Source organism: Streptococcus mitis SK575 (assembly GCF_000257865.1).
Classification (GTDB): domain Bacteria; phylum Bacillota; class Bacilli; order Lactobacillales; family Streptococcaceae; genus Streptococcus; species Streptococcus mitis_CQ.
The window spans coordinates 1-21,220 of the sequence record NZ_AICU01000061.1 but is presented as its reverse complement, the minus strand read 5'-3'; the positions used below and the strand labels follow the sequence as shown (position 1 = coordinate 21,220).

21 protein-coding genes are annotated in these 21,220 nt (G+C 42.0%); 17 read left to right on the top strand and 4 right to left on the bottom strand.

Annotated features, from left to right (window positions below; translation table 11 throughout):
• Nucleotides 1–437: 437 nt before the first annotated feature.
• The 17 genes from HMPREF1048_RS08250 (at nt 438) to pepC (ending at nt 16,773) form a co-directional block, all read left to right on the top strand.
• Complete coding sequence (locus tag HMPREF1048_RS08250) at nt 438–644, top strand: hypothetical protein (RefSeq protein WP_000390697.1); 207 nt, start codon at nt 438–440, stop codon at nt 642–644.
• Nucleotides 641–835, top strand: coding sequence for a hypothetical protein (locus tag HMPREF1048_RS08245; protein WP_000708868.1), 195 nt, complete (start codon nt 641–643; stop codon nt 833–835). Before HMPREF1048_RS08250 ends, HMPREF1048_RS08245 begins: the two co-directional genes overlap by 4 nt.
• Nucleotides 822–1,706 (top strand): ABC transporter ATP-binding protein, encoded by an 885-nt coding sequence (locus HMPREF1048_RS08240; RefSeq protein ID WP_001055985.1) that lies wholly within the window; start codon nt 822–824, stop codon nt 1,704–1,706. Before HMPREF1048_RS08245 ends, HMPREF1048_RS08240 begins: the two co-directional genes overlap by 14 nt.
• A gap of 1 nt (nt 1,707) precedes the next feature.
• Nucleotides 1,708–2,445, top strand: coding sequence for an ABC transporter permease (locus HMPREF1048_RS0102430; RefSeq protein WP_025171931.1), 738 nt, complete (start codon nt 1,708–1,710; stop codon nt 2,443–2,445).
• A complete protein-coding gene (locus HMPREF1048_RS08235; RefSeq protein WP_000893514.1) occupies nt 2,445–3,542 on the top strand; it encodes a sensor histidine kinase in 1,098 nt (365 codons plus the stop codon). Before HMPREF1048_RS0102430 ends, HMPREF1048_RS08235 begins: the two co-directional genes overlap by 1 nt.
• A 1-nt stretch (nt 3,543) precedes the next feature.
• Nucleotides 3,544–4,143: a response regulator transcription factor gene (locus HMPREF1048_RS08230; RefSeq protein WP_000772074.1), complete on the top strand. Its 600-nt coding sequence runs from the start codon at nt 3,544–3,546 to the stop codon at nt 4,141–4,143.
• Nucleotides 4,144–4,460: 317 nt separating this feature from the next.
• On the top strand, nt 4,461–4,874 hold the full coding sequence (gene rpsL / locus HMPREF1048_RS08225) for a 30S ribosomal protein S12 (protein ID WP_001142332.1): 414 nt from the start codon (nt 4,461–4,463) through the stop codon (nt 4,872–4,874).
• A 19-nt stretch (nt 4,875–4,893) separates the two neighbouring features.
• Entirely contained in the window at nt 4,894–5,364 is a 471-nt protein-coding gene (gene rpsG / locus HMPREF1048_RS08220) for a 30S ribosomal protein S7 (protein WP_000087873.1), read from the top strand.
• 278 nt (nt 5,365–5,642) lie between these two features.
• A complete protein-coding gene (gene fusA / locus HMPREF1048_RS08215; RefSeq protein ID WP_000090350.1) occupies nt 5,643–7,724 on the top strand; it encodes an elongation factor G in 2,082 nt (693 codons plus the stop codon).
• A gap of 103 nt (nt 7,725–7,827) precedes the next feature.
• Complete coding sequence (locus HMPREF1048_RS08210) at nt 7,828–12,219, top strand: PolC-type DNA polymerase III (protein WP_000071370.1); 4,392 nt, start codon at nt 7,828–7,830, stop codon at nt 12,217–12,219.
• Between the two features lie 102 nt (nt 12,220–12,321).
• Entirely contained in the window at nt 12,322–12,585 is a 264-nt protein-coding gene (locus tag HMPREF1048_RS08205) for a type II toxin-antitoxin system RelB/DinJ family antitoxin (protein WP_000047861.1), read from the top strand.
• On the top strand, nt 12,578–12,856 hold the full coding sequence (locus HMPREF1048_RS08200) for a type II toxin-antitoxin system YafQ family toxin (protein ID WP_000913057.1): 279 nt from the start codon (nt 12,578–12,580) through the stop codon (nt 12,854–12,856). Before HMPREF1048_RS08205 ends, HMPREF1048_RS08200 begins: the two co-directional genes overlap by 8 nt.
• Nucleotides 12,857–12,876: 20 nt before the next feature.
• Nucleotides 12,877–13,029, top strand: coding sequence for a hypothetical protein (locus HMPREF1048_RS08195; RefSeq protein ID WP_000776626.1), 153 nt, complete (start codon nt 12,877–12,879; stop codon nt 13,027–13,029).
• 23 nt (nt 13,030–13,052) lie between these two features.
• Nucleotides 13,053–14,294 carry an aminopeptidase gene (locus HMPREF1048_RS08190; RefSeq protein WP_000243943.1) on the top strand — a complete coding sequence of 414 codons (1,242 nt, stop codon included), beginning with the start codon at nt 13,053–13,055 and terminating at the stop codon, nt 14,292–14,294.
• A 9-nt stretch (nt 14,295–14,303) separates the two neighbouring features.
• Complete coding sequence (locus HMPREF1048_RS08185; protein WP_000901571.1) at nt 14,304–14,534, top strand: GlsB/YeaQ/YmgE family stress response membrane protein; 231 nt, start codon at nt 14,304–14,306, stop codon at nt 14,532–14,534.
• A gap of 71 nt (nt 14,535–14,605) precedes the next feature.
• Complete coding sequence (locus tag HMPREF1048_RS08180) at nt 14,606–15,328, top strand: pseudouridine synthase (RefSeq protein ID WP_001234905.1); 723 nt, start codon at nt 14,606–14,608, stop codon at nt 15,326–15,328.
• Nucleotides 15,329–15,438: 110 nt separating this feature from the next.
• A complete protein-coding gene (pepC, locus tag HMPREF1048_RS08170; protein ID WP_000991649.1) occupies nt 15,439–16,773 on the top strand; it encodes an aminopeptidase C in 1,335 nt (444 codons plus the stop codon).
• Nucleotides 16,774–16,828: 55 nt separating this feature from the next.
• Here the strand turns inward: pepC and HMPREF1048_RS08165 are convergent, their stop codons facing one another.
• From HMPREF1048_RS08165 to adhP, 4 genes are all read right to left on the bottom strand, one after another.
• Nucleotides 16,829–17,740 carry a PTS system mannose/fructose/sorbose family transporter subunit IID gene (locus HMPREF1048_RS08165; RefSeq protein ID WP_000136866.1) on the bottom strand — a complete coding sequence of 304 codons (912 nt, stop codon included), beginning with the start codon at nt 17,738–17,740 and terminating at the stop codon, nt 16,829–16,831.
• Between the two features lie 23 nt (nt 17,741–17,763).
• On the bottom strand, nt 17,764–18,567 hold the full coding sequence (locus tag HMPREF1048_RS08160) for a PTS mannose/fructose/sorbose transporter subunit IIC (protein ID WP_000022716.1): 804 nt from the start codon (nt 18,565–18,567) through the stop codon (nt 17,764–17,766).
• A gap of 25 nt (nt 18,568–18,592) precedes the next feature.
• Complete coding sequence (locus HMPREF1048_RS08155) at nt 18,593–19,582, bottom strand: PTS sugar transporter subunit IIB (protein ID WP_000021966.1); 990 nt, start codon at nt 19,580–19,582, stop codon at nt 18,593–18,595.
• 236 nt (nt 19,583–19,818) lie between these two features.
• Entirely contained in the window at nt 19,819–20,838 is a 1,020-nt protein-coding gene (adhP, locus tag HMPREF1048_RS08150; protein ID WP_000649190.1) for an alcohol dehydrogenase AdhP, read from the bottom strand.
• Nucleotides 20,839–21,220: the final 382 nt, after the last annotated feature.

The window sequence follows — 21,220 nt, the reverse complement described above, 5'->3', positions numbered from 1 at the left end:
CTTCCCGATTCATTACAGAGATGCGTGAGTGTATCTTTTTTAAACTAGATATTATATACATTAAGAGAGAATCAGTTTGGTTCTCTCTTTTTTGAATTTCAGTATTTTAGGTATACACATTGAAATTTAATAGATTTTATAACTCTTATTAATTCTTAATAAAGCAATAGAAGAGTTTTTGCTGAACCTATAATATATGTTTCAATGTTATAAAAATTGCTGTTATTACGAGTTTAGATAAGTATTAGTTTACATTATAGTGTGAATTGTGTTTGATATTTCTTTTGAGGAAGCTGCCTTAGATTTTTCTACTTATCTTTTATTGCATAGTGTATCTTGCTTGTTTTGAACAGAATCTTTTATGACATTTGTCATATTTTCTAGTGACAGAAGCATCTAGCTCCGCTAACTTCAAAGGGCTATAATTGAAGTATGAAATGGAGGAAGAAGAGATGAAAAATAAAATGATTGTCGCAGTGAGTCTAGTAGCAGCAGGAGTCATGACTTATCTCATGTTCTCAGGATTGGATGAAGATTTCTATCATTTTCCTTGGGAGCTATTTGCAGGATTTGGAATGATGTCCTGGCTTATCCGAGAAGGTTTGAAATTAGTCTCAGATGTGAAAAAGGAGTTTGAAAAATGAAAAAAGCGTTTCTCTATCTTTTTATTGGACTATCACTAGTGGTATGGTTGGTAGAAATGTTTACAGGTTGGTTTGATCAAGCCTTCCTGCACCAAGCCATTCGCGGTGCCTGGGGTCTAGGATTTATGATTTTAATCGCCTTTCCGATGGGAAAGGAGTTGCTGAAAGGAGAATATCATGAACATGATTAAGGTTCAAGGCTTACATAAAAATATCAAGGGCAAGGCTATTTTGAAGGATATTTCCTTTGAGGTAGCTGAAGGTGAATGCGTCGCCTTGATTGGGCCCAATGGTGCTGGGAAGACCACACTCTTGGACTGTCTGCTTGGAGATAAATTGGTCGCCAGTGGGCAAGTATCTATCCAAGGTTTGCCAGTGACGAGCTCTAAGTTAGACTATACGAGATCCTATCTCCCTCAAGAAAATGTAATTGTTCAAAAACTAAAGGTTAAAGAGTTGATTGCTTTCTTTCAACGTATCTATCCAAATCCCTTGAGCGAGCAGGAAATCGATCAACTATTGCAGTTTGACCAACAGCAGAAAGAGCAATTTGCAGAAAAATTGTCAGGCGGGCAAAAGCGTCTCTTCTCTTTTGTCTTGACCTTGATTGGGCGACCAAAGCTTGTCTTTTTAGATGAACCAACTGCTGCCATGGATACTTCAACTCGTCAACGCTTTTGGGAAATTGTTCGGGACCTAAAAGCGCAAGGAGTCACGATTCTCTATTCGTCTCATTACATCGAAGAGGTAGAGCATACAGCTGACCGGATTTTGGTCTTGAATAAGGGAGAGTTGATTCGTGATACGACGCCTCTAGCTATGCGTAGTGAGGGAATTGAAAAGCATTTTATCCTTCCTCTAGCTTACAAGGAAGTCGTTGAGCAGTCTAACTTGATTGAAAAATGGACTCAAAAACAAGATGCTCTGCAAGTAGTCACACGAGAGGCAAATGCTTTCTGGGAACTGTTAGTTCAAGCAGGATGTAGCATACAAGAAATTGAAGTCAATAATCGTAGCTTACTGGATACAATCTTTGAAGAAACACAAAAGGGAGATGACTAAGATGAAACGATGGACCGCACTAAACAAGATAGAATTTCTATTGACCAAACGACAATTAGTTTATTATCTATTATCCGTAGGGATGCCGACAGCATTCTATCTATTCTTTTCAGGCATGTACCAGGACACACCAGGTGGACCGGCTAATTTTATGCGCGACTACCTCATCTCCATGACGGCTTTTTCCATGATGTCGACAGCTATGTTTTCATTCCCAGCTGTTTTACATACCGATAAAATCAACAACTGGCAGAAAACATTACGTCATACCCCTGTAAATATGGTAGAATATTATCTATCAAAGATAACAAGTATGATGGTTGATTATTTGGTCTCAATCCTGGTTGTTTTCTCAGTTGGGCACTTGGTCAGAGGTGTGGATATGCCTCTAGGAAGCTGGATTGGGGTGGCGTTCTTGTTGATAGTAGGAAGTGTAGCTTTTGTAGCGCTTGGATTGACCTTGACACTCTTGCCTTCTAGTCAGCTGATGTCTGTCGTGGGCAATCTTCTCTATCTAGGCTTGGCTGTTTTAGGCGGACTCTGGATGCCCATCTCTTTATTTCCAGACTGGATGCAAGCAATCGGGAAGTGCCTACCAACTTATCAGTTGATGGAGTTGCTCAAGACTTTCTTAAATGAGGGTGGCATCAATCTATCAGCCACAGGTTATCTACTTGTTTTTTCAGCAGTTTTGTTTGGTTTGATCATTTACCTTCAAGGTCATAAGGAGAATGCTTAATGCTTGAAAGACTGAAAAGCATAGACTATATGTATTGGGCCAGTTTGATTTTTATGGTTTTTCCCATCGTTCCTGTAGTGACTGGGGAGCTTCCTAGCTGGCATTTGTTGATTGACATTCTGTTTGTCTTGGCTTACTTAGGTGTTTTAACCACCAAGAGTCAGCGTTTATCCTGGCTCTGTTGGGTGATTATGCTAGCCTATGTAGCTGGGAATACTGCCTTTGTTGGTGTAAATTATATCTGGTTCTTCTTTTTCCTTGCCAATCTCTTAATTTATCATTTCGGCGTACGTAGTTTTAATTCTTTACATGTCCGGACTTTTCTCCTTGCTCAATTCCTTGTTGTGGGGCAACTTTTGATTTTTCAGGAAGTTGAAGTTGAGTTTCTAGTCTATCTGCTTGGAATTATCACTTTTATCGATTTAATGACTTTTGGCTTGGTTCGGATTCGTATTGTGGAGGATTTGAAAGAAGCTCAGGCTAAGCAAAATGCGCAGATAAATCTATTGCTTGCTGAAAATGAACGCAGTCGTATCGGTCAAGATTTGCATGATAGTCTGGGGCATACCTTTGCTATGATTAGTGTTAAAACTGATCTAGCCTTGCAGTTATTTCAAATACAGGCTTATCCACAGGTGGAAAAGGAATTAAGAGAAATACAGCAAATTAGCAAAGAATCGATGCGTGAAGTGCGAACCATTGTGGAAAATCTTAAGTCTAGAACTTTGACATCCGAACTAGAGACTGTGAAAAAGATGTTAGAAATTGCTGGAATTGAGGTGGAAATAGCTAATCAACTAGATACAGCTAGCTTAACTCAGGAATTGGAGTCAACGGCTTCCATGATTTTGCTTGAATTAGTGACCAATATCATCAAACATGCTAAAGCGTCTAAAGTCTACTTGAAATTAGAACGGACAGAGAAAGAACTCATTCTAACAGTTAGAGATGATGGCTGTGGCTTTACTTCTATAAAGGGGGATGACCTCCATACAGTTCGAGATCGTGTTCTTCCATTTTCAGGAGAAGTAAAGGTAATTAGTTGGAAACAACCGACAGAAGTTCAGGTTCGACTACCTTATAAGGAGAGAAACTAAGATGAAACTACTTGTTGCAGAAGATCAAAGTATGTTGCGAGATGCCATGTGCCAGTTGCTCACACTTCAACCAGATGTAGAGTCTGTCTTTCAAGCCAAGAATGGGCAAGAAGCAATCCAACTATTAGAAAAGGAGTCTGTAGATATTGCCATCCTTGACGTAGAAATGCCTGTTAAGACAGGTCTTGAAGTCTTGGAGTGGATACGAGCAGGAAATCTAGAAATAAAGGTGGTTGTGGTGACTACCTTCAAGCGTCCTGGGTATTTTGAACGTGCGGTCAAGGCTGGAGTAGATGCTTATGTATTAAAAGAAAGAAACATTGCAGACCTCATGCAAACCTTGCACACCGTCCTAGAGGGACGCAAGGAGTATTCGCCTGAATTGATGGAAGTGGTGATGACGCATCCCAATCCGTTGACAGAACAAGAGATTGCTGTTTTAAAGGGAATTGCTCAGGGCTTCTCTAACCAAGAAATTGCAGACAAACTCTATCTATCCAACGGAACAGTCCGAAACTATGTCACCAATATTCTTTCTAAATTAGATGCTGGTAATCGAACAGAGGCAGCTAATATCGCGAAAGAATCTGGTTGGTTGTGATACTATCATATCTCGAAAACCATTATGTACTAAAATTGAAATTATTCAATCAAACAATTTTGTAACTTAAGGAGGGCTTGGTTTCCTCCTTTTTCTTTTTTTAGGAGGCACTACAAAAGAGCTAAAATTAACAATAAAAAAGAAAAATATCTTGACAACCAATAGAAAATTTTGTTACAATAATAGACGGTACTTTTTACTTTTGGTCTCTCAAGAGTGTACAGGGACGTGCTGACAAATGTTGCAAAAGTACACACAGATGATAGCTGTCACCAAGTGTATCATCACCAAAAATAAAAAAACACAGGAGAATGTAGATGCCTACAATTAACCAATTGGTTCGCAAACCGCGTAAATCAAAAGTAGAAAAATCTAAATCACCAGCTTTGAACGTTGGTTACAACAGTCATAAAAAAGTTCAAACAAACGTTTCTTCACCACAAAAACGTGGTGTTGCAACTCGTGTTGGAACAATGACACCTAAAAAACCTAACTCAGCCCTTCGTAAATTCGCTCGTGTACGTTTGAGCAACCTTATCGAAGTTACTGCCTACATCCCAGGTATCGGACACAACTTGCAAGAGCACAGCGTGGTGCTTCTTCGTGGTGGACGTGTAAAAGACCTTCCAGGGGTACGTTACCATATCGTCCGTGGTGCACTTGATACTGCAGGTGTTAACGATCGTAAACAAGGCCGTTCTAAATACGGTACTAAACGTCCAAAAGCATAAGGAAAGGGGATAAAGAGAAATGAGTCGTAAAAATAGAGCTCCAAAACGTGACGTATTGCCAGATCCGCTTTACAATTCACAACTAGTTACTCGTCTTATCAACCGCGTTATGCTTGATGGTAAACGTGGTACAGCTGCTTCAATCGTTTACGGTGCCTTTGAGCAAATCAAAGAAGCTACTGGAAACGATGCACTTGAAGTATTTGAAACAGCTATGGAAAACATCATGCCTGTACTTGAAGTACGTGCACGTCGTGTTGGTGGTTCTAACTACCAAGTCCCAGTTGAAGTTCGTCCAGAACGTCGTACAACACTTGGACTTCGTTGGTTGGTAACAATCGCTCGTCTTCGTGGTGAACACACAATGCAAGACCGTCTTGCAAAAGAAATCTTGGATGCTGCTAACAACACTGGTGCAGCTGTTAAGAAACGTGAAGACACTCACCGTATGGCTGAAGCTAACCGTGCATTCGCACACTTCCGTTGGTAAGATTAAGATACTAAGGGCGTTAAAAAAGCGACTGAAAATTAGGAAGCTTGACGAAGAATCAAAGATTCTAGGAGAGCTTATCTATTTTCCGAGCTTTTAGCCCGGGTTCAAATTAGCTAAATCGATTAGTATTAGCTATAACTCAACTTACCATCTCGTAAGTTGAAACCAACAATAGCATGAAAACATTGAGAACGGGTAGGTCCTGCCTATCCGTTTTTATTAAAATCATGTTATAATAGAATAGAAATCAAAAATAAATAGGAGAAACAAACCTCATGGCACGCGAATTTTCACTTGAAAAAACTCGTAATATCGGTATCATGGCTCACGTCGATGCTGGTAAAACAACAACTACTGAGCGTATTCTTTACTACACTGGTAAAATCCACAAAATCGGTGAAACTCACGAAGGTGCGTCACAAATGGACTGGATGGAGCAAGAGCAAGAACGTGGTATCACTATCACATCTGCTGCGACAACAGCTCAATGGAACAACCACCGCGTAAACATCATCGACACACCAGGACACGTGGACTTCACAATCGAAGTACAACGTTCTCTTCGTGTATTGGATGGTGCGGTTACCGTTCTTGACTCACAATCAGGTGTTGAGCCTCAAACTGAAACAGTTTGGCGTCAAGCAACTGAGTATGGAGTTCCACGTATCGTATTTGCCAACAAAATGGACAAAATCGGTGCTGACTTCCTTTACTCTGTAAGCACACTTCACGATCGTCTTCAAGCAAACGCACACCCAATCCAATTGCCAATCGGTTCTGAAGATGACTTCCGTGGTATCATCGACTTGATCAAGATGAAAGCTGAAATCTATACGAACGATCTTGGTACAGATATCCTTGAAGAAGACATCCCAGCTGAATACCTTGACCAAGCTCAAGAATACCGTGAAAAATTGATTGAAGCAGTTGCTGAAACTGACGAAGAATTGATGATGAAATACCTCGAAGGTGAAGAAATCACTAACGAAGAATTGAAAGCTGGTATCCGTAAAGCGACTATCAACGTTGAATTCTTCCCAGTATTGTGTGGTTCAGCCTTCAAGAATAAAGGTGTTCAATTGATGCTTGATGCGGTTATTGACTACCTTCCAAGCCCACTTGACATTCCAGCGATCAAAGGTGTTAACCCAGATACAGACGAAGAAGAAACTCGTCCAGCATCTGACGAAGAGCCATTTGCAGCTCTTGCCTTCAAGATCATGACTGACCCATTTGTAGGTCGTTTGACATTCTTCCGTGTTTACTCAGGTGTTCTTCAATCAGGTTCATACGTATTGAACACTTCTAAAGGTAAACGTGAACGTATCGGACGTATCCTTCAAATGCACGCTAACAGCCGTCAAGAAATCGATACTGTTTACTCAGGTGATATCGCTGCTGCCGTTGGTTTGAAAGATACTACAACTGGTGACTCATTGACAGATGAAAAAGCTAAAATCATTCTTGAGTCAATCAACGTTCCAGAACCAGTTATCCAATTGATGGTTGAGCCAAAATCTAAAGCTGACCAAGACAAGATGGGTATCGCTCTTCAAAAATTGGCTGAAGAAGATCCAACATTCCGCGTTGAAACAAACGTTGAAACTGGTGAAACAGTTATCTCTGGTATGGGTGAGCTTCACCTTGACGTCCTTGTTGACCGTATGCGTCGTGAGTTCAAAGTTGAAGCGAACGTAGGTGCTCCTCAAGTATCTTACCGTGAAACATTCCGCGCTTCTACTCAAGCACGTGGATTCTTCAAACGTCAGTCTGGTGGTAAAGGTCAATTCGGTGATGTATGGATTGAATTTACTCCAAATGAAGAAGGTAAAGGATTCGAATTCGAAAACGCAATCGTCGGTGGTGTGGTTCCTCGTGAATTTATCCCAGCGGTTGAAAAAGGTTTGGTAGAATCTATGGCTAACGGTGTTCTTGCAGGTTACCCAATGGTTGACGTTAAAGCTAAGCTTTACGATGGTTCATACCACGATGTCGACTCATCTGAAACTGCCTTCAAGATCGCGGCTTCACTTGCCCTTAAAGAAGCTGCTAAATCAGCACAACCAGCTATCCTTGAGCCAATGATGCTTGTAACAATCACTGTTCCAGAAGAAAACCTTGGTGATGTTATGGGTCACGTAACTGCTCGTCGTGGACGTGTAGATGGTATGGAAGCTCACGGTAACAGCCAAATCGTTCGTGCTTACGTTCCACTTGCTGAAATGTTCGGTTACGCAACAGTTCTTCGTTCTGCATCTCAAGGACGTGGTACATTCATGATGGTATTTGACCACTACGAAGATGTACCTAAGTCAGTACAAGAAGAAATCATTAAGAAAAACAAAGGTGAAGACTAATCTGTCCTCACTTTAGAAGGAAGTCACTTAGTGGCTTCCTTTTGTCTTTAGAAAATACCTCTAAATATGGTAAAATAGTAGGAGAATAATGTGAGGAAAATGAATGTCAAACAGTTTTGAAATTTTAATGAATCAACTGGGGATATCTGCTGAAATGAGACAGGATCCTGTTTTATCACAGGCTGATATTGAGCGAGTTGTGGTTCATAAAATTAGTAAGGTATGGGAGTTTCATTTCGTATTTTCTAATATTTTACCGATTGAAATCTTTTTAGAATTAAAGAAAGGTTTGAGCGAAGAATTTTCTAAGACAGGCAATAAAGCTGTTTTCGAAATTAAGGCTCGGTCTCAAGAATTTTCAAATCAACTCTTGCAGTCCTACTATAAGGAGGCTTTCTCTGAGGGGCCATGTGCTAGCCAAGGTTTTAAGTCCCTTTACCAGAATCTGCAAGTTCGTACTGAGGGCAATCAACTCTTTATTGAAGGCTCTGAGGCGATTGATAAGGAACATTTTAAGAAGAATCATCTTCCTAATTTAGCCAAACAACTTGAAAAGTTTGGCTTTCCAACTTTCAACTGTCAAGTAGAGAAAAATGATGTGCTGACTCAAGAGCAGGAAGAGGCCTTTCATGCTGAAAATGAGCAGATTGTTCAAGCGGCCAATGAGGAAGCGCTCCGTGCTATGGAACAACTAGAACAGATGGCACCACCTCCAGCTGAAGAGAAACCAGCCTTTGATTTTCAAGCTAAAAAAGCTGCAGCTAAACCCAAGCTAGATAAGGCAGAGATTACTCCTATGATCGAAGTGACGACGGAGGAAAATCGTTTGGTCTTTGAAGGGGTTGTTTTTGATGTGGAGCAAAAAGTGACCAGAACAGGGCGCGTTTTGATCAACTTTAAAATGACCGACTATACTTCAAGTTTTTCTATGCAAAAGTGGTTTAAGAATGAGGAAGAGGCCCAGAAATTTGACCTTATCAAGAAGAATTCTTGGCTCCGAGTTCGTGGGAATGTGGAGATGAATAACTTCACACGCGATTTGACTATGAACGTGCAAGACGTGCAGGAAGTTGTTCACTATGAGCGGAAGGATTTGATGCCAGAAGGAGAACGACGGGTTGAGTTTCATGCTCATACTAATATGTCGACCATGGATGCACTACCAGAGGTAGAAGAAATCGTTGCGACAGCTGCTAAGTGGGGACACAAGGCGGTTGCCATCACAGACCATGGAAATGTTCAGTCCTTCCCACATGGCTATAAGGCGGCTAAGAAAGCGGGAATCCAGCTGATCTATGGTATGGAAGCCAATATCGTGGAGGACCGTGTCCCTATCGTCTACAACGAAGTGGAGATGGACTTGTCGGAAGCGACCTACGTGGTCTTTGACGTGGAAACGACGGGGCTTTCAGCTATCTATAATGATTTGATTCAGGTTGCGGCCTCTAAGATGTACAAGGGGAATGTTATTGCTGAATTTGATGAATTTATCAATCCTGGACATTCCTTGTCAGCTTTTACTACTGAGTTGACTGGAATTACAGATGACCATGTCAAAAATGCCAAACCACTGAAACAAGTTTTGCAAGAATTCCAAGAATTCTGCAAGAATACGGTCTTAGTTGCCCACAATGCTACCTTTGACGTTGGATTTATGAATGCCAACTATGAGCGTCATGGTCTTCCAAGGATTAGTCAGCCAGTTATCGATACGTTAGAGTTTGCTAGAAACCTCTATCCTGAGTATAAGCGTCATGGTTTGGGACCTTTGACCAAGCGTTTTGGTGTGGCCTTAGAACATCACCACATGGCCAACTACGATGCGGAAGCTACTGGTCGTCTGCTCTTCATCTTTATCAAAGAGGTAGCAGAAAAACATGGTGTGACCGATCTAGTTAGACTTAATATTGATTTGATTAGTCCAGATTCTTATAAAAAAGCTCGGATTAAACATGCGACCATTTATGTCAAGAATCAGGTAGGTCTAAAAAATATCTTTAAACTGGTTTCTTTGTCCAATACCAAGTACTTTGAAGGGGTGCCACGGATTCCGAGAACAGTTCTAGATGCTCATCGGGAAGGTTTGATTTTAGGGTCAGCCTGTGCAGAAGGTGAAGTTTTTGATGCAGTCGTTTCCCAAGGTGTGGATGCAGCGGTTGAGGTGGCCAAGTATTACGACTTTATTGAGGTCATGCCACCAGCTATCTATGCTCCCTTGATTGCCAAGGAGCAGGTCAAGGATATGGAGGAACTCCAGACCATTATCAAGAGTTTGATAGAGGTTGGAGACCGCCTTGGCAAGCCTGTTCTTGCTACGGGAAATGTCCACTATATCGAACCGGAAGAAGAGATTTATCGTGAAATTATCGTCCGTAGTTTGGGACAGGGGGCTATGATTAACCGAACTATCGGTCATGGAGAACATGCCCAACCAGCACCACTTCCAAAGGCTCATTTTAGAACGACTAATGAGATGTTGGATGAATTTGCCTTCTTGGGAGAGGAATTAGCTCGTAAATTGGTTATTGAAAACACCAATGCCTTGGCAGATATCTTTGAACCTGTTGAGGTTGTTAAGGGGGACTTGTACACGCCCTTCATCGACAAGGCTGAAGAAACGGTCGCTGAATTGACCTACAAGAAAGCTTTTGAGATTTATGGAAATCCACTGCCAGATATTGTCGATTTGCGGATTGAAAAAGAATTAACATCTATACTGGGGAATGGATTTGCTGTGATTTATCTAGCTTCCCAGATGTTGGTGCAACGTTCCAATGAACGGGGTTACTTGGTTGGTTCTCGTGGGTCTGTAGGATCTAGTTTCGTTGCGACTATGATTGGGATTACAGAGGTCAATCCTCTCTCTCCTCACTATGTCTGTGGTCAGTGTCAGTACAGCGAATTTATTACCGATGGTTCGTATGGTTCAGGATTTGATATGCCCAATAAGGACTGTCCAAAATGTGGTCACAAACTCAGTAAAAATGGCCAGGATATTCCGTTCGAGACCTTCCTTGGTTTTGATGGAGACAAGGTTCCTGATATTGACTTGAACTTCTCGGGAGAAGACCAGCCTAGCGCCCACTTGGATGTGCGTGATATCTTTGGTGAGGAATATGCCTTCCGTGCAGGAACGGTTGGTACGGTGGCTGCCAAGACCGCTTATGGATTTGTCAAGGGCTATGAGCGAGATTATGGCAAGTTTTATCGCGATGCAGAGGTGGAACGTCTTGCTCAAGGTGCAGCTGGTGTCAAACGAACGACAGGACAACACCCAGGGGGAATCGTTGTTATTCCTAACTACATGGATGTCTACGACTTTACGCCTGTCCAGTATCCAGCAGATGATGTGACGGCTGAATGGCAGACGACTCACTTTAACTTCCACGATATCGATGAGAACGTCCTCAAACTCGATGTACTGGGACATGATGATCCGACTATGATTCGAAAACTTCAGGACTTGTCTGGTATTGACCCTAATGAAATCCCTATGGATGACGAAGGCGTGATGGCTCTCTTTTCTGGGACGGATGTACTAGGTGTAACTCCTGAACAAATCGGAACTCCGACAGGTATGCTGGGGATTCCAGAATTTGGAACCAACTTTGTACGTGGGATGGTCGATGAAACCCATCCGACGACTTTTGCGGAATTGCTTCAGCTGTCTGGACTGTCCCACGGTACTGACGTTTGGCTGGGCAATGCTCAAGATCTGATTAAGCAAGGAATAGCAGATCTATCGACTGTTATCGGTTGTCGGGACGACATCATGGTTTACCTCATGCATGCTGGTCTCGAACCTAAGATGGCCTTTACCATCATGGAACGGGTACGTAAGGGCTTGTGGCTCAAGATTTCCGAAGAGGAGAGAAATGGCTATATCGAAGCCATGAAGGCTAATAAGGTGCCAGAGTGGTATATCGAATCCTGTGGGAAAATTAAGTATATGTTCCCTAAAGCCCATGCGGCAGCCTACGTTATGATGGCCTTGCGTGTGGCCTACTTCAAGGTTCACCATCCCATTTATTATTACTGTGCTTACTTCTCAATACGTGCTAAGGCTTTTGATATCAAGACTATGGGTGCGGGCTTGGATGCCATCAAGCGCAGAATGGAAGAAATCTCTGAAAAACGGAAGAACAATGAAGCCTCTAATGTGGAAATTGATCTTTATACAACTCTTGAGATTGTCAATGAAATGTGGGAACGTGGTTTCAAGTTTGGGAAACTCGATCTCTATCGTAGTCAGGCGACAGAGTTCCTTATCGATGGGGATACCCTCATTCCGCCATTTGTAGCAATGGATGGTCTAGGAGAGAACGTTGCTAAGCAGTTGGTGCGAGCGCGTGAAGAGGGAGAATTCCTCTCTAAAACAGAACTACGCAAGCGTGGTGGGCTCTCATCAACCTTGGTTGAAAAGATGGATGAAATGGGGATTCTCGGCAATATGCCAGAGGATAACCAGCTCAGTTTGTTTGATGAGTTGTTTTAAAAAAATTGTTTAATCATCTATCCAAAGAGGCTAATGTATATCCAATAGATTTACATTGGCTTTCTTTTTTGTTAAAATAGTCTATAGAAAGAGGGTGAGAGTATGTCAAAGACGAGTATGAGCATCCGTCTGGATAGTGAGGTTAAGGAGCAGGCCCAACAGGTGTTTAATAATCTGGGGATGGATATGACGACTGCCATCAATATTTTCCTTCGTCAAGCTATTCAATATCAGGGTTTACCTTTCGATGTTAGACTAGACGAGAGTCGGAAGTTGCTTGAGGTATTAACGGATTTAGACCAAAATCGTAATATGAGCCAATCCTTTGAATCAGTCTCTGACTTGATGGAGGATTTGCGTGCTTAAGATTCGTTATCATAAACAGTTTAAAAAAGATTTTAAGTTGGCTATGAAGCGTGGTTTGAAGGCAGAATTATTAGAAGAAGTTTTAAATTTTCTTGTTCAAGAAAAAGAACTTCCTGCTAGATATCGTGATCATCAATTGACGGCATCCAAGCATTTTCAAGGAGTTCGTGAGTGCCATATCCAGCCAGATTGGCTTTTGGTTTATAAAGTAGACAAGGAAGAATTGATTATAAACTTGCTTAGGACAGGAAGTCATAGTGATTTATTTTAATAAATTTTAAGGGGGTTCTCATGAAACTAAGAATTTTTGCGGAAGATAAGCCGGCTGAGAAGGTATTTGAATATCAATTAGAACTTGCTGATCAAACAATTCTTCTATCAACAGCACTCTTGTCTGGTGCCATTGCTTTAGCAGGATTATTTTCTGCTTTGAAAGAAAAATAAACAAAAAGAAAAGGAAGAATAGAATGGTTTTACCAAATTTTAAAGAAAATCTAGAAAAATATGCGAAATTGTTGGTTGCGAACGGAATCAATGTGCAACCTGGTCACACTTTGGCTCTCTCTATCGATGTGGAGCAACGTGAGTTGGCTCACTTAATTGTCAAAGAAGCTTATGCCTTGGGTGCGCATGAGGTTATCGTTCAGTGGACAGATGATGTCATTAACCGTGAGAAATTCCTCCATGCGCCGATGGAGCGTTTGGACAATGTGCCAGAATACAAGATTGCTGAGATGAACTATCTTTTAGAGAACAAAGCTAGCCGTCTTGGGGTTCGTTCATCTGATCCAGGTGCCTTGAACGGAGTGGATGCTGACAAGCTATCAGCTTCTGCCAAAGCTATGGGACTTGCCATGAAGCCAATGCGTATCGCAACTCAATCCAACAAGGTTAGCTGGACTGTAGCAGCCGCTGCTGGACTTGAGTGGGCTAAGAAAGTCTTTCCAAATGCTGCGAGCGATGAAGAAGCAGTCGATCTCCTTTGGAACCAAATTTTCAAAACTTGCCGTGTCTACGAAGCAGATCCTGTTAAGGCTTGGGAAGAGCATGCAGCTATCCTCAAGAGCAAGGCCGATATGCTTAATAAAGAGCAATTTTCAGCCCTTCACTACACAGCGCCAGGGACCGATTTGACCCTTGGTTTGCCGAAGAACCACGTTTGGGAATCAGCTGGTGCTATCAATGCGCAAGGAGAAGGATTCTTGCCAAATATGCCGACTGAGGAAATCTTCACAGCGCCTGACTTCCGTCGTGCAGATGGTTATGTAACCTCTACAAAACCACTTAGCTATAACGGAAATATCATCGAAGGCATTAAGGTGACCTTTAAGGATGGACAAATCGTAGATATCACTGCTGAGAAGGGTGATCAGGTTATGAAAGATCTTGTCTTTGAAAATGCGGGTGCGCGTGCCTTGGGTGAATGTGCCTTGGTACCAGATCCAAGCCCAATTTCTCAGTCAGGCATTACCTTCTTTAACACCCTTTTCGATGAGAATGCTTCAAACCACTTGGCTATCGGTGCAGCCTATGCGACTAGCGTCGTTGGTGGTGCAGAGATGAGTGAAGAAGAGCTTGAAGCTGCGGGACTTAACCGTTCAGATGTTCACGTAGACTTTATGATTGGTTCTAACCAAATGGATATCGATGGTATCCGTGAGGATGGGACACGTGTACCACTCTTTCGTAACGGAGATTGGGCAAATTAAGGAGATAATATGTTAGGAAGTATGTTCGTCGGTCTCCTAGTGGGATTTTTAGCAGGTACTCTAACCAATCGTGGAGAGCGAATGGGATGTTTTGGGAAAATGTTTCTCGGCTGGATTGGTGCCTTTATAGGCCACTTGCTTTTTGGGACTTGGGGACCGATAATAGCAGGAACTGCCATTATTCCGGCAGTAATAGGTTCCATGATTGTCTTAGCGATTTTCTGGAGACGAGGAAGTTAATTTCTTAAATCTGAAACGAAAAGGAGGTTGGTCATTGAGACAGCCTCCTTTTGATATGATATAATAGTTCTATGAGATTAGATAAATTTTTAGTTGCCTGCGCTGTGGGGAGCCGGACTGAGGTCAAAAACTTGCTCAAGGCTGGGCGTGTGACTGTAAATGGTAAAAAAGAAAAATCGGCTAAATTGCAGATTGATGAAAAAATAGATGAGATTCGCTTTGATGGGCAAGTGTTGGAGTATGAAGAGTTTGTCTACTACATGATGAACAAGCCCCAAGGGGTTATTTCAGCGACTGAAGATCCTAAACACAGAACGGTGTTGGACTTGTTGGATGACTTGGCTCGGAGCAAGGAAGTTTTCCCAGTAGGGCGCTTGGATATTGACACGCATGGTCTTTTGCTCTTGACCAATGACGGCAAGCTTGCCCATGCTCTTCTTTCACCCAAGCATCATGTGGACAAGACCTATTTGGCTCAGGTCAAGGGAATTATGGCCCAAGAAGATGTGGAGATATTTGCCAAGGGCATTCCGCTCAAAGACTTTACCTGTCAACCCGCTAGACTGGAGATTCTTTCCACAGATACAGAAAAGAATCAGAGCCAAATCCGTGTGACCATTGCAGAAGGGAAGTTTCATCAGATCAAGCGTATGGTGGCCTACTGCGGCAAGGAAGTAGTAGACTTGCAACGTTTGACTATGGGAACTCTGATTTTAGATGAAAGCTTGCAACGAGGAGAATGGCGTCGCTTGACCAAGAAAGAATTAGAGATTCTCCTTGCAAGTATTGCTTAATTGGATTTATATTCGAAAAGGTGAGGGAGAATGTCCTTGCCTTTTATGTTTTTCAGTTGCTTCCTTTGTAAAAAGAGTTATAATAGACTGTAGAATAAAAGGAGGAATCTATGAACGCGATTCAAGAATCATTTACTGATAAACTATTTGCCAATTATGAAGCAAATGTAAAATACCAAGCGATTGAAAATGCTGCTAGTCACAATGGAATTTTTGCAGCTCTAGAACGTCGCCAAAGCCATGTAGACAACACCCCTGTTTTTTCATTGGATTTGACCAAGGACAAGGTTACTAACCAGAAAGCGTCTGGTCGTTGCTGGATGTTTGCGGCTCTCAACACCTTCCGCCACAAACTCATTTCTCAATACAAACTAGAAAATTTTGAGTTATCACAGGCCCACACATTTTTCTGGGATAAGTATGAAAAATCAAACTGGTTCTTAGAGCAAGTGATTGCGACTGCAGACCAAGACCTAACTAGCCGTAAGGTTAAATTCCTACTTCAAACACCTCAACAAGATGGTGGTCAATGGGATATGGTCGTTGCCCTTTTTGAGAAATACGGTGTCGTACCTAAGTCAGTTTACCCTGAGTCTGTTTCATCTAGCAGCAGCCGTGAGCTAAATGCCATTCTCAACAAATTGCTTCGTCAAGATGCTCAAATTTTACGTGATCTATTAGCTTCAGGTGCTGATCAAGCGACTGTTCAAGCTAAGAAAGAAGACCTCTTGCAAGAAATTTTTAACTTCCTTGCTATGTCATTGGGTCTTCCACCACGTACATTTGACTTTGCTTATCGCGATAAGGATAACAACTACCAAAGTGAAAAGGGCATTACACCACAAGAGTTTTACAAGAAATATGTCAATCTTCCTCTAGAAGATTATGTTTCTGTTATCAATGCTCCAACTGCTGATAAGCCTTACGGCCAATCTTACACAGTTGAGATGTTAGGAAATGTGGTTGGTAGCCGTGCGGTTCGCTACATCAACGTTCCGATGGAGCGCTTGAAAGAATTGGCGATTGCCCAAATGCAAGCAGGTGAGACTGTTTGGTTTGGTTCAGATGTCGGTCAGCTCAGCAACCGTAAAGCTGGAATCCTTGCGACAGATGTTTATGACTTTGAATCAAGCATGGATATTAAACTCACTCAAGATAAGGCTGGACGTTTGGACTATAGTGAAAGCTTAATGACCCACGCTATGGTCTTGACAGGTGTTGATTTGGACGAAAATGGCAAGTCAACCAAGTGGAAGGTTGAAAACTCATGGGGAGACAAGGTCGGTACAGATGGTTACTTTGTTGCCTCAGACGCTTGGATGGACGAATACACTTACCAAATCGTTGTCCGTAAGGAATTGCTGACAGCAGAAGAACAAGCTGCCTATGAAGCAGAACCAATTGTACTCGCACCATGGGATCCAATGGGTGCCTTGGCCGAATAAAAGTATAGAAAAAAGGAATCAGATTTTAGAACCTGATTCCTTTTAAGTTGCTTGATTACATGATGTGAAGAACATGTGCCACAATACCCACTGCGAAGAGTGCAAGGATAATAGTGATTGGAGATACTTTTTTCTTAAGCAAGTACATGCAAAGGAAAGTAAGGAGTAGTCCTGATAGTCCAGGAATCAACATATCCAAGTTTTGTTGGAAAGTAGTAACTTTTTCAGATGTTTGAGATAATCCTTGTCCTACTTGTGCGAATGCTTCTTGGATACCTTTAGATCCTTCTGGCAATTTATCCCACTGGATATAAGCTTTTTCATCTAGTTGAACTTTGGCAACATCGAAAGCAAATTTAATATTTACCCAACGTTGAACAAGGACAGCAAGAATGAACATACCAAGGATAGAAGCACCTTTAGTGATGTCTTGGAGGATACCGCCAGACATATCTTTAGTGATTTCTGATCCAGCCTTGTATCCAATCTCTTGTGTATACCACAAGAATGACATACGAATCAAGTTCCAAAGAACGAAGAAGAGGATTGGACCTAAGATATTACCAGTAAGGGCAAGTGAAGCACCGAGTGATCCAAGGATTGGGCGTACTGTAAACCAGAATACTGGGTCACCGATACCAGCAAGAGGTCCCATCATACCGATTTTAACCCCTTGGATAGCAGCATCATCAATTTCAACACCGTTAGCACGTTCTTCTTCAAGTGCAAGAGTAACCCCCATGATTGGAGCGGCTACGTATGGGTGAGTGTTGAAGAACTCAAGATGGCGTTCAAGAGCAGCGATTTGATCTTCTTTTTTAGTGTAGAGTTTTTTAAGAGCTGGAATTAATGAGTAAGCCCAACCCAAGTTTTGCATACGTTCATAGTTCCAAGAACCTTGTAAGAAAGTTGAACGCCACCAAACTTTTTTACGATCTGATTTAGTTAATTGAAGTTTTTCAGTCATGATGTTTTCAGTCCTTTCTTATCTTAGTAGTCTTCTAGGATATCGCCGATTGGGTCGTTAGAAGTTGCGGCTCCTCCGCCACCATTTCCACCAGTTTTAGAAAGGTGAAGGTAGATAAGAGCGATAGCAACACCGATAGCACCAAATCCGATTAGAGTAATATCTGACACGGCAGCAAGCACGAAACCGATAGCGAAGAATGGCCATACTTCACGAGTTGCCATCATGTTGATAACCATAGCGTAACCAACGGCAACGACCATACCACCACCGATAGCCATACCATCTTTGAGCCAATCAGGCATAGCATTTAGAATGCTTTGTACTGTTTCAGTTGGTACCATTAGAAGGAGTGCTGCAGGGACTGCAATACGAAGACCTTGAAGAAGAAGTGCGACAAAGTGAGCACGTTCAACTGCTTTGAAGTCACCTTTTTTAGCAGAAGCATCAGCAGTGTGAACCAATCCGACAGAGAGTGTACGGACAATCATAGTCAAGAATAGACCAGCAACTGCAAGAGGGATAGCAACCGCTTGGGCAACACCGATACCTGTCTTAGTAAAGTCGCCACCAAGAACCATGATAATGGCAGCAGCAACAGAAGCAAGAGCAGCGTCAGGAGCTACGGCAGCTCCGATGTTAGCCCAACCAAGGGCGATCATTTGAAGAGAACCACCAAGGATAATCCCTGCTTCAAGGTTACCAGTAACAAGACCGATAAGGGTACAAGCTACGATTGGTTGATGGAATTGGAACTGGTCGAGGATACCTTCAAGACCTGCTAGGAAGGCTACAACGACTACTAAAACCATAGAAATAATAGACATCTTTAAAATCCTTTCATAAAATCGATTATTGCACGTTTGCTTTGTTGATCAAGTCAAACAAATCTTTTTTCGTGTCGTTTGGTACTTTACGTACATCAAATTCAACACCAAGGTCACGCATTTTTTCAAATGTAGCAACGTCTTCTTTATCCATAGACAAAACGTTGTTAACCATTGTTTTACCAGTTGAGTGAGCCATTGATCCAACATTAAGAGTTTTGATTGGCACGCCACCTTCGATAGCACGAAGGGCATCTTGAGGTGTTTCAAACAAGATAAGGGCATGTGTTTCTCCGAAGCGAGGATCTTTTGCAACGTCGATTAGTTTTTGGATAGGAACAACGTTTGCTTTCACTTTACCTGGAGCTGCTTGTTTAATCAATTCTTTACGTAATTCGTCTTTAGCTACGTTATCTGAAGCAACGATGATACGGTCTGCTTTTGAATCTGGAGTCCAAGCAGTTGCAACCTGACCGTGAAGTAAACGAGTGTCTAGACGGGCAAGGTTGATTTTGAGTTTACCGTCTCCGATGACAGTTCCTTCTGGGATAGCAGCTTGGGCAACTGGAGCAGCTGCAGCGCTTGCTACTTCCTCAACTGGGTTTAGCTCTTCTGGAAGAGCTTTGATGCCATCTTTGGCTTCTTTAATGATATTCGCAGCGACTTTATCTACACCTGCAGCAGCGTCCATGAGGCGCTCTGTGTAGGCTTGAATTAACATCGGTAAGTTAAGTCCTGTGATGATGGCAAACTTACGCTCAGGATTTTCTCCCATCACGCGACTAGCTTGGTTAAATGGAGATCCACTCCAAAGGTCAGCCAAAACTAGAACCTCATCCTCTGCGTCAAATGCAGCAACAGCGTTATTAAACTTAGCGTATAGATCATCAGGACCTTCATTTGGCATAAAGGTTACAACTTGAACCTTTTCTTGTTCACCAAAGATCATAGATCCTGACTGATGAATACCCGCAGCAAATTCGCCGTGGCTCGCAATAATGATTCCGATACTCATTATTGTCATTCCTCCTTTTTGTTGTTTCAGTTTTCTTTTAAGAAAACTTTAAGACTTTTTAAGTATAAACCGTTTTCATCTAAAAATCAACTATTTATCATAAAATAATTAAAAAGATTACATCTGAAAATATTGATATATTGAGTTTTAGAGAAGTTTTTTTGAATCCTTATTTAAAAATTTAATATAAAAAAGTTGGAAGCGTATTCCAACTTTTAAAATAGGTTTTTATTAGATTAGTGGGTGAAGTCGAGTACCATACGTCCTTGAATTTGACCTTTTTCCATTTCGTCGAAAATGGCTACAGCATCTTCTATTGGACGTTTTTGAACAACTGGAACTACTAAACCTTCTGCACCGAATTGGAAGGCTTCTTCCAAGTCTTTACGAGTTCCAACGAGAGAACCGATGACTTGGATTCCATCTAGAACGGTTTTGACGATGCTAAGTTCCATCATTTCAGAAGGAAGACCAACAGCGACTACGCGACCACCAGCACGAACTGAGTCAACAGCCTGGTTGAAGGCAACTTTAGACACAGCAGTTACGACAGCTGAATGAGCTCCGCCATCAGTTTTTTCCTTGATGAGTCCAGGTACATCTTCAACTTCGAGGCCGTTAATAACAATGTCAGCTCCTACTTCTTTTGCAAGGGCAAGTTTGTCGTTATTGATATCAACTGCGATGACATGAGCATTGAATACTTTTTTAGCATATTGAACAGCTAGGTTACCAAGACCACCAGCGCCGTAAAGAACAACCCATTGACCTGGTTCAACTTTTGCTTCTTTTATAGCTTTATAGGTTGTTACACCAGCACATGTGATAGATGAAGCTTGGGCTGGATCAAGTCCGTCAGGAACTTTAACAGCATAGTCTGCAGTTACGATACATTGTTCAGCCATACTACCATCTACTGAGTAGCCGGCATTTTTCACTGTACGGCAAAGGGTTTCACGGCCAGTAGTACAGTATTCGCAAGTGCCACATCCTTCAAAGAACCAAGCAACGCTGACGCGGTCGCCGACTTTAAGGCTTTTTACATCTGGGGCAATTTCTTTAACGATACCAACACCTTCATGTCCTAGAACACGGCCTGGTACTTGACCAAAGTCACCATGGGCAACGTGGAGGTCAGTGTGGCAAACACCACAGTATTCAATTTCTACAAGTGCTTCCCCAGTTTCAAGTGGACGGAGTACTTTTTCTTCAACAGCAACACCAGTGCTTACTGGATTTACAACAACAGCTTTCATAGCTATCCTCCTTGATATTAACTGAGAGCAGGAGAAACAGGACTGGATTGATTTTTTGTCAACAGAGTCGAGTGTGACGAGCTCTCTTGTTTTTATATGTGAAGTATATCACAAAAGAAAGCCTTTTCCAAGGTTTTGGGGGTAAAAAATAGAACAATCGATTAACTGGTTGATGAGACTGTGAAAAGAGCACAAAGACCAGCTCGCAAGCTGGTCATACTCTTCGAAAATCTCTTCAAACCACGTCAGCTTCGCCTTGCCGTAGGTATATGTTACTGACTTCGTCAGTTCTATCTGCAACCTCAAAACAGTGTTTTGAGCTGACTTCGTCAGTTTCATCTACAACCTCAAAACAGTGTTTTGAGCAACCTACGGCTAGCTT